This is a genomic window from Catalinimonas alkaloidigena, from assembly GCF_029504655.1.
In the GTDB taxonomy this organism is placed as follows: domain Bacteria; phylum Bacteroidota; class Bacteroidia; order Cytophagales; family Cyclobacteriaceae; genus Catalinimonas; species Catalinimonas alkaloidigena.
Genome location: NZ_JAQFIL010000001.1, coordinates 6,030,327 through 6,047,970 on the forward strand (window position 1 = coordinate 6,030,327; position 17,644 = coordinate 6,047,970).

Sequence of the window (17,644 nt, forward strand, 5' to 3'; positions counted from 1 at the left end):
TCATGAGCAAAAAAAGAGAAACGACCATTATCCAGCTACGTCAAAAAGTGCGTGATCTGCTGTTGAATCTTGATCCGGTAAGCTATCCGGGCATTGCTACTATTCTTAATCGTGCAGACGGATACCGACAGATGGAAAACATGCTGCTCAATTATGCAGCTACCAACCAAATCAGCTTGTCAGCGGCAATCAACCAACTGGAAATGGAGCTCTCATGAAACAGTCTCCCAGCTTCTACCGGGCAAGGATTCAAATCATAGAGGATTACATCAATGAGTTACCTATTGACCGAAATGCAAAGAATGATGTACGTTCACTGCTCAAGCAAGGCTACATCTCTCCGGAGTTTTATGCTCAGGATAATCCTTTCGTCTTACCAGCTGCTGAAAGTGAAGAAGCACTCATTAATGACTATCTCTTTGCTAATCTGGTTTCTGAAGATCCATTGAGCTTTGAAGAGAAGGCCAGTTACTCCACCTGGTTTGCCATGCATCCTGAAAAGCAGTTGGGAGAAGAGAAAGTGACTTCATCCTTTCACTTTCCTCTGCAGATCAAGGGTAAAAAAGCGGATATCCCCCGATTGATCAGAGCACAGCTAAATAAGCAGTCCACAGAACAAGCCACACCACCAACCGACACCAAGCAGAAAAAACTACTGGCTGTAGTGAAAGCTAAAGCCATCATCATCAAAATGAATATGCTCAAAATGAAGAATACGAATAGGACCACTCAAACTACTCTCTCAGGACTTGCTGGTTTAGCAGGACTCTCCGGTCATCAACTCCATGCTACTTTGGGAGCATTGCCTACCAGTACTTTAGGAAAGCTAGATGATTATACCCTGGGAAGACTGGTTAAGCCTGAGCGAAAAGAAGAAGGCAAACGCAGCTTTGAGGAAGTGATCAAAATGTATAATCAGGGCATTAGTGAAGATGAAATCAAAGTATGGGTGTGGTATCGCAGATCTCTGGGCTCTCCCATGACCAGCTGGAAGAAATACTTTCTGGACAATAATACCAGTGCGGATAGAGATAATGTTGCGTACGCCAACGCTGCTACTTCGATACTGGACAATCAATGGCACAAAATAGCAACTGTTCCCACTGGTTCAATTCTGGGAAAACCTACCAGATTTGAGCATGAATACAACCAAAAAGTATATCTGGTACTCACCAATCCACAGGGCCAAAAAATCATTGTGCAGAAGGATCATTGTACCATCAAAGCTACCACTCAGCAGGTCAGTGAAGAAAGCCTTACTGGCTTTGTCCAAAAAGGATTGCTTTTCTACTCCAATGGAGAATTATTGCCCTTACCCATTTATGCCTATGGCAATATGTATGAAAGGGCGAAGCAGTTAGAAGAAGACAAAGAAGAAATTATCTCAAGGTTTGGGGAAGCAGTATATGCCAAGCACCAAAACATCATTGCTGAGCGTACACCCAAGCCTATTTCTATTCAGCATGTAGATCCCAATGAACGGCCTAAGATTCTTGCTTTCTCTGAATTTTCTAAATCCTTCATGATTGAAAACTTAGCTGAGGAAACCGGCTATGAAATCGCCGATAGTTATAAGGACTCCCAAACTGCTAAAATCTCTCTTAGAGATGCTTTCTGGCATTATTTGCAGACTTTAGAAAGAACGGATTTTGGCAACCTGTCTGCGCATCAAATCTATTATTATTATGTGCTGGGCAGAAGCATGAACCGCATGGATAAAGCCGAGCAGCAGATGATCATGCAGTATGGTCCGGAAGAAGGGGAAAAGCTTTTCTCCCGATTCCTGCACGAAGGCTTACCACTGGAAGACAAGCAAAAGATAGACTTTGAATGGAACAGGCTATACAATGGTACTGCGGATATCATGTATCACCGCATCCCGGTAGGCTTTGAGTGCAGCAAAACCTTTGGCAAAAACCATGGTACACTGCAGTTCACCCCTCCCCAAAGAGAAGCCATTGCTTTCATGCAGGCCGCTGGTTCCGGAATAGTCGCTTATGATGTAGGCGTAGGTAAAACCATGTCTGCCATTATTACTATGGCGAATAACCTTTATGAAGGAAGGGTTAAACGTCCGGTGGTAGTGGTTCCCAATCCCACCTATGAAAAGTGGAAAAGAGAAATCATTGGCTATACCGATAAAAAAAGCAAGCAGTTTGTGCCGGGAGTGCTCTCTCATACCGCTATTACCATCAATGACTGGTATAACCTGGGTACCCAAATCAGAAAGGGATTAAATCTTGAGCAAGAAGTACCGGAGAACAGCATTACCCTGCTTACCTACGAAGGTTTTATCCAGCTAGGCTATTCAGAAAATCTGCAAAGAGAATTCTTTGATGAGCTCAACGACATCGTAATGATGAAAGATGTGGGCAAAACCAATAGGGATTGGTCCAAGATGAAAAAGAAGAACCAGAAAACGGTGGGTCAGGCGCAGAAAGGAACCCGGGTAGATGTAGACAGTTTAGGCTTTGACTTTATCGTAGTGGATGAAGCCCATAACTTCAAGAATGTCTTTACCAATACACCTACGGATGATGAAGGTAATAAGCGTTTCAAAATGGAATCGCAAGCCTCAGACCGAGCCATCAAGATGTTCTTTATGACCAACTACATTCAGCGTAAGTTTGGTCGTAATGTGATGCTCTTAACCGCTACGCCTTTCACCAACTCACCGCTGGAAGTATTCTCTATGTTGTCCATGGTTGCTTATGACAAGATGGTGCAGATGGGATTAAAAAATATTGGCTCCTTTCTGGAAACCTTTGTGCTACAGGAAATGGAATATGCCAACAGCTATGATGGCACCATCCAGCAGAAATATGTGGTGAAACGATTCAACAACCGATTGCTGCTCCAAAAGCTCATTCACAACCATATCAGCTACAAAACTGGTGAAGACGCAGGGGTATTGAGACCTATCAAAGTCAATCTTCCCAAACTCTACCGTACTACCCCTTCCGGAGAAGTACAGCGCTTAAAAGGGGATGAGCAGATCCTTACCTACCTTACCATGACTGAAGACCAGTATGCGGTGCAAAATCAGGTGATCAAACTGGCTATGGACAAAAGTAGGGGAGGAAGCATACTGGAAAGCATGGGTCAATCCTTAAGCAATGCCATCAGTCCCTACTTTACCAAACTCTACAATGGTTTGCCCCCCAAAGACTATATTGAGTTTGTCAAAAACTCACCCAAGATTGACTATACCTGCCAGTGTATTGCATCAGTAAAGCAGTATCATGAGGATAAAGGAGAGCCAGTATCAGGCCAGGTGATATATATGAACCGGGGGAAAGACTATTTCCCTATGCTCAAAAAATACCTCATTGAAGAAGTAGGCTATCAGCAGAACGTCAAACACAACAGAAAAACTTTTGACGAAGTAGAGATCATTACTTCCGGTATATCCGGAACACGAAAGGAAGCTATCAAAGATGCTTTCCAGGCCAACATTGTCAAAGTAATTATCGGAACCAGCACTATTACCGAAGGTATTGATTTGCAAAATCATGGTACTGTGCTCTATATCCTGCTTCCCGATTGGAATCCTACCAGCATCAGACAGGTAGAAGGAAGAATCCACCGGCAGAAAAACCGCTTTGGCTATGTGCGTATTGTGATGCCCCTAGTCAATGATTCCATGGATGTGTTTGTCTTTCAAAAGCTGGAAGAGAAGTCCAGCAGGATCAATGACATCTGGTATCGTAGTGATAGAGGCAATGTACTGGATCAGGAGTCGCTTGATCCGGAAGAGGTAAAGTTTGCCCTGTACACCAATATCGGTGAGCTGGTCAAAATGGAGTTGGACAAGCAGGAAAAAGAGAATACCCGCAAAAAAGAAGTGCTGGAATCTGAGCATAAAACCTTGCTTACCCTGAAAGGTAGAATCAAGACCTACCAGAATTTCAGAGACAGTCTGCCTCGTAAAATGGAAGAATTGATCAACCGTGTCAATGATTATTTCTTCGGTATAAGCAAGAACTACGAGCAACAATACTACTGGCGCATCAAAGATGAAAAGCAGCGTAAAGCGTTGTTAGAACGTGTTCAGGATGTAGTCAAAGATGTGCAGGAGTTTCTTGCTTCTTCAGATAGAGATGATAAAGACCTGATCAGGGTAGGAAAGCGACTGCTTAATCTTTTAGGAGATATCAATTCTTCTGACTGGCAGTTCAATACTGACTTTTCCGAATTCAGAGCCATTGTTCCCCAGGTCCGAAAAGCTGAAACTACCACCCTTGCCAAACGAAGTATGAGCATCCATGATGATCTTTCTCCGATTTTGGAAGAGATGGAAGCTGAAATTCAGAAGGTGGAAGAAGAACGGCAGTTTTTACGCTCAGAGGAAAACCTGAGCAAACTGGAAGCCATTGTACGAGAAAAGAAAGCCAAACTGCAGATCAGGCCAGGAACTATCACTGAACGAGCTCAGGAATTTGCATCCCTCAACTATTTGCTGGACTACTCTCAGGCAGATACCATGAATCAAGGTCATACTTTACTGCCTAATGAAGTAGACGCTTTCGCTGACGAAATCAATAAGCTCCAACAGCATAAGCAGATTAGTATGGTTAGGGAAGTAGATGAAGAAGAACGAGAAGTATTATCAGTTGCTGCTGGCAAGCTCAAAGCCAAGGCAAAAGCTGTTATTATTAAGATGAAGATGTTGAAAATGAAGAGGGCTGCTTGAAATATATTCTTATATACTACACTATATCACTTAGCCCATAAATAATTTATCAAAAAATGGAGCATGTCTTGTTTCTACCGCTCTAATAAGTTGCTCAAAAGTTATGACTTCAATATGCATATTTAAATCAGGATAGATTTTAAAAAGAGTTCCGAAGGGAGTTTTTCGATATCCTCTACCTTTATTGTATTCTTCTAAGCGAGGAGGAATAACATCTACAATAACATAGCCATATTTAGGGGTATTAGTATGGACAATTACATGCCTACCTTTATAATTTTTTTTATCCTGTCCATACAAAAAGTCATCAAAATATTTTTCAATTAGTTCCGAAAATTCCCATCTATAATCATTTTTAGATTTTTGATGTGCAGTTTCTCCCGGTCTTTTAAATTCAAAAATCACCATTGATTGTAATTCTCCAGACGGAGAAGAAGCAAAACTAATGGGATTTTCAAACATCTCTGGCTTTTCATCTAGCATAAGTAAGTCTGGCTCACTTCTACTTTTCTTTTGGCTAACTCTAGTAATGGGCTTATCTGAAGCAATAAAACTATAGGTAGCAAAACGTTCATCAAGAATCCATAAATTATGAGAGTCATAATCAATCTCATTTTGAGTAACTCCCATTGGAAATATTAAGTTGTGGATATCTTCTTCGAGTTTATAACTACCATTCGTATCAGCTTCTAAAAATTTTTTGAAAATGTCTATAATCGCCCTCCTCCTGAACATATAATCTGCTAGGCTATCAATATCAGAAGAAGTTTTTTCAGCAAGTTCTTTTTTGATTACCTGAATTGTTTCCTCGTTAATCTCTTTTTTATTAATAAATTCTTGTATGTTTTTTTCAATTCTTTTCCTATCATGATATGAAATTTTAAAGAGATATTCTTCTTTTTTTTCGTCAGAAAGGTTTGGAGGAATGGAACTTAATATCTCGGGTTTATTAGCATACCTTCTATATTGCGGAGCCTCCTTAAGAATATATTCTTTTAAAATTATATTACTTTTTTCCTGTGTCTCCTTAACATAGGAATTATATTCATTTGTTAAGATCTGAGCAAGACTATTTTCTATCTCCTCATAAGTAATTGATTCAGATGAAAAAATTCCTAAATCCCTTTCATAGGGTATCGCAAATCCATTTCTTGAGCTATAAACTTTTTTATTCAGAAAATCAGAAACTAGATATACATCCAAAAAATAATTTCGCCCATTATTGTCAGAAATTGGATACATAAAAAGGCTATTTGATTTAGCCAAATTCCTACCACTACCGACTACTCGTGAGTTAGCACAGAAGTAGGAATAATGATTTTTCCTATTATTTGCTTTCTCAGTTTTTGTTATGTAGCACTTGAATTCATATTCACCAATATTAAATGACCTCTCTCTTTCTTTTTTTAAATTTTCATATTTTTCATTTACCACTGAAAGTTCACTACTATCTATGTCAAATATTTCAATACGTGGTAAATCTCCACTCAAATAGTAGATCAAACAGTGATTCATTAATTCTTCAGCAATGAATTCAGTAGTTCTAGCAGATGAATTTTTGATAGAATGATTATATAAATTTCTTAGATGAACAATGGTTTTTTTTTCCTTTCTATCACTTTTACCTATCTCCTTGTTATGAATCTCCTTTTCGGGATCAAAATCAAACCTGATCATTTTCCATTCATTATTTTCAAAATAATGACTTTCAATTTCAATTTTTTCAAAGGCAGCAAGAATGGTAAATCTACCTACACCTTTACAACCAAATTCTTTATTTTTATGAGAATAAGCAGTATCAAATGACTCTAAGTTCACAGAGGTAAACCCCTCTCCATTATCAATTATCTTAATTGATTCAATAGTTTTTTGGTTGTCAAATAATTCTGGATTAGTAGGATGGTCGCCCCTTTCTATTTGGATTTGAATTTTCTTCTTAGAGCCGTTATTTATTTGCATCAAACTAATTATAGAATTGACCACACATTCAAATAGGGGAAGAAAAGTATCATTAGGCCTTAAATCTATTTCACTTACTATGTTCTTTACAGGTAGTTTCATGACAAACGGTCAGGTAGGTTCTCAATAAATAACAAAGGAATTCAGTTTTATTAATACATTTTTACAAAAGACTATAATAGTTTATTTCATGTAGCTATTTAAGATTCTTTCTGATATTTTTTTTGATCATGTTCCAGAAGTACATGTTAGTGTGATTTCAAATATGACCAATTACACAATTAAATTTCTGCTAGCGAGTATTTTTGAGAATAGTATTATTATTCTCTTTAAAGTTATTCCAAAACTACTCATCTCCATTTTGACAACTAGTGCTTTTGTAAATAGCCTTCTAAATTAAAATGAACTGATAAGCTATATTTTACAAGCAACTATAGTATGAAAATAAGCAAAAGTGACTACAATAATCTCTTTAATGCTAATGTAGTTAACAAAATGCCTTCTGAACTAAAAGAAGCTCATAACTTCTATAAGGAGTCCATACAGTTCTATGAGGAAGTGCCGGAGGTTAAAGAAGCCATAGATTTATATCTGGAAAATGTTTCAGATTGGATGGAGAAAGCTAAGAGTAAGCCCAAGCAGAACAGCGGTAAAGAGAAAAAATCTACTACCAGCAAAAGCAGCAGTACCGCTAAAAAAACTAGCTCAGCTGCAAAGAAAAGAAGCAATCCGGCCAAAAAGAAGTCAACTCCCAGAAAATCTACCACAAAAAAGCCTGCCTCAAAGAGTAAAGCTACAGCTGCCAAAAGGGCAAAAACAAGCCAGAAAGAGACTGGGAGAAAAGAGAATGCAAAGGCAGTCAATAAAATCAGTGCTGAGGTCCGCTTTGCTAAACGTGCTAAATCCCTACATGAGAAAGTAGCCACCAAAACTCAGATTGCCGCCTTTGTAAAAGCTTTGCAAAGAGCCATTCTCAATAAAGAGATTCGGAAGAACAGTCCTCATGCTGATTTTATCATGGATATGCAGCGAATGCTGGTCAACTTCCACAATGGCATGAGCAAATCTCAGGAGAAATTTAACCTTCCTGCAACACTACTTAAAAAAGCAGTAGATCTCTCTGATGATGAAAGGGTAAGAGATTCGGTGAGGCTGGTCAACCGCTACATTGGCTTGATCAACACTGATAAGGTTGCTTCCATGAAGCGTTTACTGGAAGCCATTGAGAAAGCGATCAAGCAGGGCAAGATCAAAAAAGATGATGACTACTATTCTGTCATCAACAGTATCACCAAAAAGCTGAAGAATCATACAAGTAATCACACCGTGCTGGATGCCACGCAAACCGAATTGGCTGGACTACAGGATGTACTCAAAAAATATAATATTCTTCCCTCCAGACCTGCTCAGCCTAAAGCGAGGAAAGCCAGCGCTGTAAAAAAAAAGTAAGTACAAGATCAGTAAAAGCTAAGCCCAGAAAGAAAATGCTCATTCAAACTCCTGTGGTTGCTAAAAAGGTTGCTCCAACCACCAAAAGCAAAGCTGCTGTTTTACCAGGCTTTCAATCTGTGGACCAGCTCAAGAAATCGGAGAATACCTTTAAACTCAAAGGAGACATTGGGAAGCTCTTGGGTGATCTTGAAAAGTATATGCTGGCACTCACCATAGAAGGTGACCAGGGAGCAGGTAAGACCAGATTCACCTATCAACTGGCAAATGCCTTTGCAGGCTCAGGTTTTGATGTAGGGGTGTTTTCTTTAGAAATGGGAGATAAATCTGATGTCGTACGCAAGATGATCAATAGCTACATTTCTAAACCCAACAGAACAAAAGTACAACTGACAGGAGAAGCCAGTGAAGGGATACAAACCATCCGTAAGTATGCCAAAAACTTTGATGTCGTGATCATTGACTCCTGGAACAAGCTGGATACCGATTCCAGTGAATTTGATAAGCTGAGAAAAGACTTTCCCGATACGATTTGGGTGGTGATCTTCCAGCGTACTACCCAAGGCACGATCCGGGGAGGAACAGCTCCTTTATATGATGCAGGCATTAACCTGGAAGCTGTCAAGTCTGATACTGGCTTTGAGCATAACTATGTACAGGCTACCAAAAACCGTTATGGAGAGACCTTCATCCCTTACTCTATTGCTACTAAGAAAATCATCCAGCCCCAGCAGGAAAAAGAAAACAAACCTACTCAAGAACTAGTATGAGCCTATTTACTGAAGTCCTAAGCAAACTCAAGCCTAAGAACTGGCAGAACGGCAATCATTTCTTTGTGCTGGATTCTCATTATGTAGAGTTTGCCTATCAAGCTACTGTGAACTACCCCTGTGGAGCTATAGTCATCTTTCAGGGTAAGTTCTACCAGCGCAATCAGGTGGTTACTGACTACAATCCGGGTATTGCTCCCACCAATAGCAACTACTGGATTGCTGCTAATCCGGGAAGAGACATAGGAGATCATCTTTCTTTACTAGACTTACAAACTGCTCATCCCAATCCTGCTCCGGGAAGTATTGCAACTGTGGAAGACGAAGATGCTTTTTACAAGTGGGACAATGACAATGGAGAATGGGTGCCTATTTCCGGCGGTGGTGGTTCTGACTTGCTGGTATTGTTTGATTCCGACCTGGACACGGTTAGCCCTCCACTGATGTTCAAAGGGTTGATTGAGAATATACAAATCAATCTCCCTGTCAACTTAGCAAGCTACTCTTTTCAGGCAAGGCTCAACGGTGGTAGCAGTAGTGTATTGGCCGATATTAATGCCCTGCAAAGCTGGATTAATACCAATGTAGTGGCCGATGATACCCTTTGGATATTGGAGATTATTGTTAGCTATTCAGTTGGGGAAACAGGTGAGGCAATTGTATTGATGCAGTACGAAAAAACGAGTGTGTAATGATGCTGGTAGTCTCAAAAAGTAAGCAAGCCAGACAGGATAGGGTAAATGTGGATTCAATGGTGTCCTTTGATGGGATAGATCAGTATGCCGATGCTGGTGTGAATCCGAATGTGATTAATGCTATTGATGTAGATACCGTTTATAGCGTATCTTTTTTTCTTCAGTTTACCGACCAAGCGACTGCTAATAGAATATTTTCCATTTCTAATGCATCGGTAGATGGTTCAGTAGATTGTTATATACAAAAACATGATACTGAGAATCTCTACCGTATTGGTTGTTTCTTTCAAAAACTGGATAGCGGAGCGTATAGAGTTAGTCGCAGCGATTATATTCTACGCCCCAATGCATTGTATCATATCGTTGTAAGAAAGCTTAACAATGGCTTTCGTGATTCGCCTGGAAATACGACAACCTTAGATTTTATAGTGAATACTATACCATATCCAGTCGCAAGTGTTTCAGGAGTTCAGGGATTAGATGTAACAGCACACCGATATGATTCTAGGTTATATATTGGGGCACTTGTAAACTCTAATGGAGTATCTCCTGTATTTCCTGGATTAATTAATCATCTGGTTTTTTGTAACAGAGCAGTCACAATCAATGAAGCATCCCAAATGCATAGCAAAGGTGGCATTGTTCCCCGTTCGCTTCATTCCGCAGTAGTGGCGCACTACCCATGCACACACAGCGAAGGTGATGTGCTGGTAGATGTGGTAGAGCAGTATAATTATGCGAAGCCACTGAGCAATATTTACATTAATTATGGTAGCAATAATGATGGTAGTGGAGAGTGGACAAAAAGCAATGGTGCAAGTGTAAATTTGTTGGCGACCTATATTACAATCGGTAATAGTGCCACTACTAGCAAAAGAATTTATACTCCTACCAATGGACTAAGCAAATACAGGTATATAGCAAATATCAGAACAGCTAGAGCAACAGGTGTTTTTGAGGTATATCAGGATAATATTTTGATTGCTGCAAGTAATGGCTTTGGCAACATTAATAATGGCAATTTAACTCAAAACGTAAGTTTTGATTTTGAAGTCGCTGGAAGCTTTGAAATACGTTACAGGCAGACAGATCAGGGAGCAGGTTCTTCTAGCGACCTTTTCCATGACACACTGAAAAACACTAAGGCATTGACTCCATACCATGCCTATCTGCAAGGCTTTGCTGACAGTGAGCATACAGGTGCAGCGCAAACTGCCTGGAAGGATTTTTACAGCAAATTGCCCGTAGCAAACTATGGCGTTCACTTTGCCAGCAATGGTAGCGAATGGACAGGTACGCATATCAACAATACGCCCCTGGTAGGTAACTCTTGGAGTACGATGATTGAGTTTACTCCAACTACACAAAACTCTTATCCCAATGACAATTACTCTTTTAGGTTTGGCTTTGATACAGTGCTACAATTCAGGATTAGAGGTAACCAATATGCTCAAAAATTATTATTACAGCATTTAAATAATGTGGTACAAGATGACTTTTTAACTGGCACTATCACTTTAAATCAGGTACATAAAATCATCCTTACCTATGATGTAGATAGCAGAGAGCTGACTTGTTATCATGGTAATGCAGTCAGGGTATTTTCTAATGTTCCTCCTATATCAGCTACAAATGGCTATTACCAAGTCAACGAATCAAGATATTCAATTTCTGCTTATGCTTTGTTTCGCAACGTATGGTATAATAAATCCTTATCGGTAAAGGAAGTAGCTGAACTACAATCAGGCAAAGAGCTGGATAGTGCTTTTATGGATTATGCCTTTACGGACTTTGAAGGTGTGCAAAACAGAATTGGTAGTCAGCCTACTTGGCCTTTGAGCTATACCGGAGGAACCGGACAAATCATTGATAGAGAGTTACAACCTCCCTTTACCAACAAATCCCTGCAAATACAGGCTACAAGCAAAGCGCAAAGGATATTGCTTGATTCGTTGACTGAATCCTGGAGTGGAGAAATGCACTTCTTTCTGTACTTAGATAGTGTGCCTTCCGGAGCGGAGCGATACCTGTTTACCTCACAACATAATAGCAGCCAGACGCACTTTTACATTGAGAATGGCAACCGACTAAAGTTTGAGAATAAATATGGCCCTGGTCTAATCCGTATGCGTTCTGATGTGATCAGTATTCAAAAAGGATGGAATCATTTCGGAATCAGGTGCGGAAGTGTGGCAAATTCCAATAGTTTTAAATTCTATCATCAAGGCCGATATGTTGGCAATAATGTAGTGACCAATAACTACAACTCCATTTACAGTGATTTTTTCCCTAAATACATTAGTCGTCAGTACCTTTTTACCGCATGGAGTAGTAGCAATAATACCTTTCCTGCTAATACGCAAATAGATTGCCGTTTGGTGGCTTTCTATGCCAACAGAAGCACTTTTACCAAAAGTGATAAAGAAATCCTGGAAGCCTATAACAATGGGCTATTTCAGGGATTGAACAAAGCGCATACTGTCCTATATGGAGATTACAACAATGTACATACCCTCAGTGATGCCAATAGCAACTTTACCACTGGTCATAGCTGGGCAACGGGTGAAGGATGGTACATAACTGGTGATACTTTACAATTTACCGGAGCAGGGGGAGGCCGTAACAGTTCGGTAGCAGTGAATGGCATTGGCGATGGTGTAAGTCATTATGGTAAAAAAATAATGATTACGGTCAATGTATCGGCAATTGCCAGACCTAGCGGTGGTAATGGAATCGGTTTAGCACTTGGCAGTACCTCTAACAAGAAATACATCAATAGTGTGGGTTCGCATACCTATGAACTAACCTATGAAGGGGGAGGTCAGGGCAGGCTATTTATATCTAATGATAATGGAGCTGACAGCTATACCATTACTTCTATTATGGTCTGGTGGTACAATGTAAAAGACATTGGTAATGCCCGTAGTTGTGTGCTGGAAAACTATACGCCCAACGATGAATCTCCTATCATCCCCATTGACCGATTACAATCAGGTGAGTTGGACACGAAGTATAGCCCTTATCCAACCGTTTTTGGTAGCCGTACAGCCAGAATTAGCTGGAATACCGATGTAGATGAGACAAAGTTTTCAGTATCGTTCTGGTACTATGCAACAGGCTATAACGGTAGTACAGGTGCTAATAACCTCTTCTTTGCTGGATTGGCAGGTGGAGGCTATGTTACGGTCAAATACCAAAAACCAAGCGAGCCGCTATATTTTGTTTGGACACATACCGGAGATGGCAACAATAATGCGGAAAGAACAAGCATTGATGTAGGTGATGCACGTGTAGGCAACTGGACACATATAGCATTGACTATTGAGCAAAATGTAGAAGGTAAGATCAACAGGCATGGGTATCAGGTGTCAAGTGCTGACAATGTATTCTTAGCTGGAGCTATCAGCTACATTGGCTTTTTTGGTAGTGCCGATGGCAATGAAAATCCCGCACCCGCTTTTGTACGCAATCTGCAAGTGTACAATGGTCACGTGCTGACAACCGCAGAGATCAATGAACTCAGGGCATTAGGCTACAATGCGATTAATCCTCCTATACACTTAGTCAACAAGCTTAGTCTGCATGCCCCATGCATGCAAAAGTCCGGTGTGCCAATGGATTTGATCAGTGGCAAACGTGCTTATATGGAGGAAAGTAGATTACAATGGGCTACTATTCCTGGATAGAAAAATTCACTTTAAAATTAAGATAATGAGCTATGATTACTTATAAGATTAATGACCTGGATGTCAATGTATTTGCAGATTTTGTGGATGATGAAACGGATTGGCGCATTGAGTACCTGGATGCCGATGGATTGCTAAACCGCTACAAGATTAAAGGTTACCCCATACCCTTCAATAAAAGAATCAAGGTAAGCTATTCTTATGCCCTCATCAGGCTGAGTAATGGAGAAGTGCTAAAAAGCTATGCTGATGCTTACGATGAGCCTAATGTCTCTACCTTTTACCATACAGTTCTTCCCTCAACTGTCAGCTATGGCTATTTTGCTGCTTTTCAAAGCCTGAATGGTTTATGTGCCAGGCTACCTGAATTAGCAGGCAATAATCAACATCCACATAAAGGTTATAGGCCCTTCAATATGGTAGGTGAATTTGTGCAGCCGGTACAATTCAGCACTGAAATTACCAATGAAACCCAATCATATCAGGAAATTGAAGGACAACAGCAGCTGGTTGCTAACCGTGATGGCACTATTTCAGTGACTGTTATCAATGGAGTGGGGCCATATGAATACAAGCTGGATGATAATAGCTATCAGTCTAATGATGTATTTGAGAACCTTACTGCCGGAGATTACACCATCTATGTACGGGATAATGTAGGTACTGAGCGATATGCCCAGCTCACAGTAAAACTACAGGATTTAGAAAGTGAAGCCATTCAGATATGATCATACTTCAGGTGATAGAAGCCACTAACGCCCTGATGGAAACCAGCAAGGAGCAGGGGTTTCTGGTGTTTTTCCTTTGCTTTTTGTTGGTGGTGCTTGGTGGCTTGATTTGGTGGTACATGCAAAAGCTAGAAACCAAAAACCAGGCAATACAGGATTGCTACAAAGATCAGGTAAAGGTAGAAGTCTCTGTCCAACAGTATGCAAAACAAGTGGATGAAAGACTAAAAGATATCAACATGGCTATGAGAAATAATGACACTCATCTATTAAGACAGTTGATTGCAGACTTAGGATTTTCGGTAAGGAATAATCACAGCAAAAATGAATAAGGGATTGATTTTAGGAATAATCGTGATCGCTATCGTGTGGGTAACGATCACACTAGCGCTAAAAAAACAGGAAGAGCAACAGATACAGATCAGACGCATTGAAATGCATGTCCAGGAGCAGGATTCACTTATCTCATCTTTAGTTAGTGCCAATGGTAAACTTCAAACTACAATTATCCAGCGGGATTCTCTCTTGCATCATCAAAAGCATCTTATTCACAGCTATGAACGGGCCATGGATAGTTTGTCTGTTATCATGCAGTATCTTGAGCGTAGTGACTTGTCAAAACGCTATCGCTCAAGACAGTGATAGCCTGATCATTGAAAGAGTAGCGATTCCTCCATACCTCTCCGGACAGATCAAGAAAAGTGATATCCTGATTGACAGAGCCACTTATCATTTCCTATTAAAGGATCTGGACAAATATGATAAGTTCAAAAGTAGATTTGCAGCCCTGCAGCAGCAAAATGATAGCTTGTTTGCTAAATTAAGGTTCCAGATAGCCCAGTTAGATCAGCTTTACCAAAAAGCGGATCTTCTACAAAACAAGCTGTTAAATAATCAAATAGAATTGATTCGTACCGAAGAGTCTCTCCAAGACTACAAGGTGAAGTATGACGAATATCTGGATGAAGTTGGAGCTCAGGAAGAGAAGATCAGGTATCGGACTCGCTATATTTTCAGAAATAAACAGGAAAGAAGGTGGTTCTGGATCACCTGGGGGATTTTTACATTGGTGCCTGCTGGTGTTGTGATACTTACACGATAGGTATGCTTGTTGAAGCTTGTAATTAAATTATTTTAATATTTTCATCATTGCTACCAAAAGTGCTAACACACCCGAAAGAAACCATATAATTGGCATCCATTTAGCAAATAGATGCCTCTTTATTTCAAGAAGTTCAAACTTTGATTCAATAAGGGCTACCAGTGTTTCATAATTTGAATAGGCCATTTTAGCAAGACCTATCTTTTTACCACTTTTCAAAATTAAACATACCCTAAAATGGTAACCAGATAATTGATCTGAGCTTTCCTCCAACATAAACCCTTCAACATCTGAGTAAGTAATGTCTAATCTTCTCATGGAGAAGTAACCTCTTAATTTCAATTTATCATGTTCAAATGTAATTGTTGAGAATGCATAATCAATTCCCCATAAAAAACCCGCTCCCATCAAAAATATGAATGATCCACTTATTCCCACTATGGCATCAAAGTAAGGACTTAAAAATAGCATCAAAGACATTAAAATGAATGCAATTGATATTCCCAATAACAGGGTTGGGGTTTTTGGTTTTATTTTCTATTCTATGAGCTGTAACATTAAAAATTAACCTACCCTTTTGAAGAAGTTTGAAGGTATCTCTTCTACTTCAATCTTCATCTTAGAATGAGATTCATTTCCGCCAGTTCCTGCCCGATCTGATGAATCCCATCTAATATCTTCCTTTGTTGCTTGGGAGAAGGCGTTTTTTTGCCTTTAGCATACTGAGAAAGCAATGAGGCATTTACGCCAATACGTTGGGCAAGCAGATTCGCATTGATGATTTTGTACTCCTGAAAAAAGTGCTGCCAGTCTATTTCAAACTGTATGTTTGAAGCATCAGCAATATACCCTTCTTCCTCAAAGTAAAAGTTCACAGCCTCAACCGTGTTGCCTAACAAATCAGCCACTGACTTTCCAGTGGTATAAATAGGATAGTCCTTAGCATATGCAGAAAATCCCGTATTGGTCTTTTCTACTACTATCGGTATTTTTTTTCTTAGTTTTTTCATTTTAATCCGGCGTCTTTTAAGATTTTCTTTTCTAATCCTTTACCCATCTCCTGGCTTCCATGATTAGGAAAAATGATAATACCCTCTTTTGTAGGGTGCTTCATTTTTACATGAGAGCCTTTCTGAGATATAGGGTACCATCCGTCTTTCTTAAGAATTCTAAATAATTCTGAACACTTCATTCACGTAAATTTAACAAAAAAAGGTAAATAATAATTTACCTTTTTTTCTGATATTTTTTATAGATCAATATTTGAGGTCTCATTGGCAATCCTCTTTTCAGAAATATCAACGTAATATGATAATGTGGTTTTCGTACTACTATGACCATACATACTACTCACCACCTCCAGGCTTACGTTTTTATCAAGAAGCAAATTGCCAAAGGTTTTTCTGGCCACATGAGAAGTCAAATTCTTCTCAATTCCACAGATAACCGCTATTTCTTTCAGATATGCATTATACTTTCCATTTGATATTCTCTCAATTTGACCACCTAATTTCACTAATACCTCTTGAGTAGCTTTGAAAAAAGGTATCCTACATGAGCTTTCCTCCACCTTTTGACGACTTGCAAATATCCACAATTTGCCGTCGACACCTGGTCTTATCCATGTTTGATTGAAATTCATAAGTTCGGTATAGGCAAAACCAGTATAACACTGAAATAGAAATAGATGAGCTATTTTTTGAAGTCTCCAACTCGCAAACTTATGATTTTTGATAAGGTCTAACTCATAAGCGGAAAGATAAACCTTCTTTTTATGATTCAACTTTTGGCAACGATAAGAGCTAAGTGGGTTATATTCTATCCACTCTTTTCGCACAGCAAAATGCAGTACAGTCTTTACAAACCTGACAATCTTGTTCACATGGCTTTGAGAGTGCCTAACCTCTACCCTGAGATAATTTTCCAGATTGGATAGGAAAGGAACATTAATTTCCACAAGTTGCCTGTCACGATCATTGATCCAATTGAGATACTTGATCACATTTTTACAACGGATTTCCATTGTCTTGATGGTACCCTGGGAAAGCTGTTCTTTTTTTCGCTCGTCAATGTAGCGAAACATTGCTATTTTAAGACTGACTGTACTCAAAATAGCACCGGTATAAATGTCTTTGATGATTTTGGCATTTATCGCCTGTCCCCTCCTTTCCAGATCGTTATAAATACCCTGAATCTCGGCTCTGATATTCACTAGCTTTTCATTATACGAAGCTGCCAGTTTATCATTTCCTTTTACAAACCCATTGCCTCCTGCCTGCCAACTGTCAGGCTTGATAAATATTCCGGTAGAGAGGTTTACAGGTTTTTTACCTTGAACGGTAATTTTGGCGTATATCGGTGCCAGGCCGCTACCGTTTAGCTTGCTTCCTGCAAGCCAAAAGCAGAGTCTCATTTTATATAGTCTTTCATCAAGGAGAACGAAGAAATGTAATGATTAACACACCTAAGGTAAACACAGGAAAAAGCCCGATTTCACCTGAGTATATTTACCGGTAGATCAAATCGTAAAAAGGTAGATGGAATGGTAGATCAATTTCCGGT

Annotated in this window: 15 protein-coding genes; 10 read left to right on the plus strand and 5 right to left on the minus strand. The window is 39.5% G+C overall.

Features of this window, described 5'->3' with window-relative positions; translation table 11 throughout:
- Positions 1–2: 2 nt before the first annotated feature.
- Positions 3–218, plus strand: coding sequence for a hypothetical protein (locus OKW21_RS24390; RefSeq protein ID WP_277484633.1), 216 nt, complete (start codon positions 3–5; stop codon positions 216–218).
- Entirely contained in the window at positions 215–4,693 is a 4,479-nt protein-coding gene (locus OKW21_RS24395) for a DEAD/DEAH box helicase (RefSeq protein ID WP_277484635.1), read from the plus strand. Before OKW21_RS24390 ends, OKW21_RS24395 begins: the two co-directional genes overlap by 4 nt.
- Before the next feature lie 30 nt (positions 4,694–4,723).
- Here the strand turns inward: OKW21_RS24395 and OKW21_RS24400 are convergent, their stop codons facing one another.
- Positions 4,724–6,754 (minus strand): hypothetical protein, encoded by a 2,031-nt coding sequence (locus OKW21_RS24400; protein ID WP_277484637.1) that lies wholly within the window; start codon positions 6,752–6,754, stop codon positions 4,724–4,726.
- 336 nt (positions 6,755–7,090) lie between these two features.
- Here OKW21_RS24400 and OKW21_RS24405 point away from each other — a divergent pair, with 336 nt between their 5' ends.
- From OKW21_RS24405 to OKW21_RS24440, 8 genes are read left to right on the plus strand one after another with little or no spacing between them, the layout of a single operon-like run.
- Complete coding sequence (locus tag OKW21_RS24405) at positions 7,091–8,101, plus strand: hypothetical protein (RefSeq protein WP_277484638.1); 1,011 nt, start codon at positions 7,091–7,093, stop codon at positions 8,099–8,101.
- Between the two features lie 35 nt (positions 8,102–8,136).
- Positions 8,137–8,871, plus strand: a complete 735-nt coding sequence (locus tag OKW21_RS24410) for a P-loop NTPase family protein (protein WP_277484642.1) — start codon at positions 8,137–8,139, stop codon at positions 8,869–8,871.
- Entirely contained in the window at positions 8,868–9,563 is a 696-nt protein-coding gene (locus tag OKW21_RS24415; protein ID WP_277484644.1) for a hypothetical protein, read from the plus strand. The genes OKW21_RS24410 and OKW21_RS24415 overlap by 4 nt, the downstream gene beginning before the upstream one ends.
- Positions 9,563–13,252 carry a LamG domain-containing protein gene (locus tag OKW21_RS24420; protein WP_277484647.1) on the plus strand — a complete coding sequence of 1,230 codons (3,690 nt, stop codon included), beginning with the start codon at positions 9,563–9,565 and terminating at the stop codon, positions 13,250–13,252. Before OKW21_RS24415 ends, OKW21_RS24420 begins: the two co-directional genes overlap by 1 nt.
- Before the next feature lie 32 nt (positions 13,253–13,284).
- The gene (locus OKW21_RS24425; protein ID WP_277484649.1) at positions 13,285–13,980 is read left to right on the plus strand and encodes a hypothetical protein; all 696 of its coding nucleotides are present in this window, start codon (positions 13,285–13,287) and stop codon (positions 13,978–13,980) included.
- Positions 13,977–14,312: a hypothetical protein gene (locus OKW21_RS24430; RefSeq protein WP_277484651.1), complete on the plus strand. Its 336-nt coding sequence runs from the start codon at positions 13,977–13,979 to the stop codon at positions 14,310–14,312. The genes OKW21_RS24425 and OKW21_RS24430 overlap by 4 nt, the downstream gene beginning before the upstream one ends.
- The gene (locus OKW21_RS24435; RefSeq protein ID WP_277484653.1) at positions 14,305–14,622 is read left to right on the plus strand and encodes a hypothetical protein; all 318 of its coding nucleotides are present in this window, start codon (positions 14,305–14,307) and stop codon (positions 14,620–14,622) included. Before OKW21_RS24430 ends, OKW21_RS24435 begins: the two co-directional genes overlap by 8 nt.
- A complete protein-coding gene (locus OKW21_RS24440) occupies positions 14,579–15,082 on the plus strand; it encodes a hypothetical protein (RefSeq protein WP_277484656.1) in 504 nt (167 codons plus the stop codon). The genes OKW21_RS24435 and OKW21_RS24440 overlap by 44 nt, the downstream gene beginning before the upstream one ends.
- A gap of 27 nt (positions 15,083–15,109) precedes the next feature.
- Here OKW21_RS24440 and OKW21_RS24445 read toward each other — a convergent pair whose 3' ends face one another.
- From OKW21_RS24445 to OKW21_RS24460, 4 genes are all read right to left on the minus strand, one after another.
- Complete coding sequence (locus tag OKW21_RS24445) at positions 15,110–15,589, minus strand: hypothetical protein (RefSeq protein WP_277484658.1); 480 nt, start codon at positions 15,587–15,589, stop codon at positions 15,110–15,112.
- A 107-nt stretch (positions 15,590–15,696) separates the two neighbouring features.
- On the minus strand, positions 15,697–16,092 hold the full coding sequence (locus OKW21_RS24450) for a helix-turn-helix domain-containing protein (RefSeq protein ID WP_277484660.1): 396 nt from the start codon (positions 16,090–16,092) through the stop codon (positions 15,697–15,699).
- A complete protein-coding gene (locus OKW21_RS24455; RefSeq protein ID WP_277484662.1) occupies positions 16,089–16,274 on the minus strand; it encodes a type II toxin-antitoxin system HicA family toxin in 186 nt (61 codons plus the stop codon). Before OKW21_RS24455 ends, OKW21_RS24450 begins: the two co-directional genes overlap by 4 nt.
- A 57-nt stretch (positions 16,275–16,331) precedes the next feature.
- Positions 16,332–17,495, minus strand: coding sequence for a site-specific integrase (locus OKW21_RS24460; protein ID WP_277484665.1), 1,164 nt, complete (start codon positions 17,493–17,495; stop codon positions 16,332–16,334).
- Positions 17,496–17,644 lie beyond the last annotated feature (149 nt).

Bases quoted from the DNA above. Each gene is read 5' to 3' on its own strand.
- OKW21_RS24390 (WP_277484633.1), top strand. From the start codon at position 3: ATGAGCAAAAAAAGAGAAACGACCATTATCCAGCTACGTCAAAAAGTG.
- OKW21_RS24395 (WP_277484635.1), top strand. From the start codon at position 215: ATGAAACAGTCTCCCAGCTTCTACCGGGCAAGGATTCAAATCATAGAG.
- OKW21_RS24400 (WP_277484637.1), bottom strand. From the start codon at position 6,754: ATGAAACTACCTGTAAAGAACATAGTAAGTGAAATAGATTTAAGGCCT.
- OKW21_RS24405 (WP_277484638.1), top strand. From the start codon at position 7,091: ATGAAAATAAGCAAAAGTGACTACAATAATCTCTTTAATGCTAATGTA.
- OKW21_RS24410 (WP_277484642.1), top strand. From the start codon at position 8,137: ATGCTCATTCAAACTCCTGTGGTTGCTAAAAAGGTTGCTCCAACCACC.
- OKW21_RS24415 (WP_277484644.1), top strand. From the start codon at position 8,868: ATGAGCCTATTTACTGAAGTCCTAAGCAAACTCAAGCCTAAGAACTGG.
- OKW21_RS24420 (WP_277484647.1), top strand. From the start codon at position 9,563: ATGATGCTGGTAGTCTCAAAAAGTAAGCAAGCCAGACAGGATAGGGTA.
- OKW21_RS24425 (WP_277484649.1), top strand. From the start codon at position 13,285: ATGATTACTTATAAGATTAATGACCTGGATGTCAATGTATTTGCAGAT.
- OKW21_RS24430 (WP_277484651.1), top strand. From the start codon at position 13,977: ATGATCATACTTCAGGTGATAGAAGCCACTAACGCCCTGATGGAAACC.
- OKW21_RS24435 (WP_277484653.1), top strand. From the start codon at position 14,305: ATGAATAAGGGATTGATTTTAGGAATAATCGTGATCGCTATCGTGTGG.
- OKW21_RS24450 (WP_277484660.1), bottom strand. From the start codon at position 16,092: ATGAAAAAACTAAGAAAAAAAATACCGATAGTAGTAGAAAAGACCAAT.
- OKW21_RS24455 (WP_277484662.1), bottom strand. From the start codon at position 16,274: ATGAAGTGTTCAGAATTATTTAGAATTCTTAAGAAAGACGGATGGTAC.
- OKW21_RS24460 (WP_277484665.1), bottom strand. From the start codon at position 17,495: ATGAGACTCTGCTTTTGGCTTGCAGGAAGCAAGCTAAACGGTAGCGGC.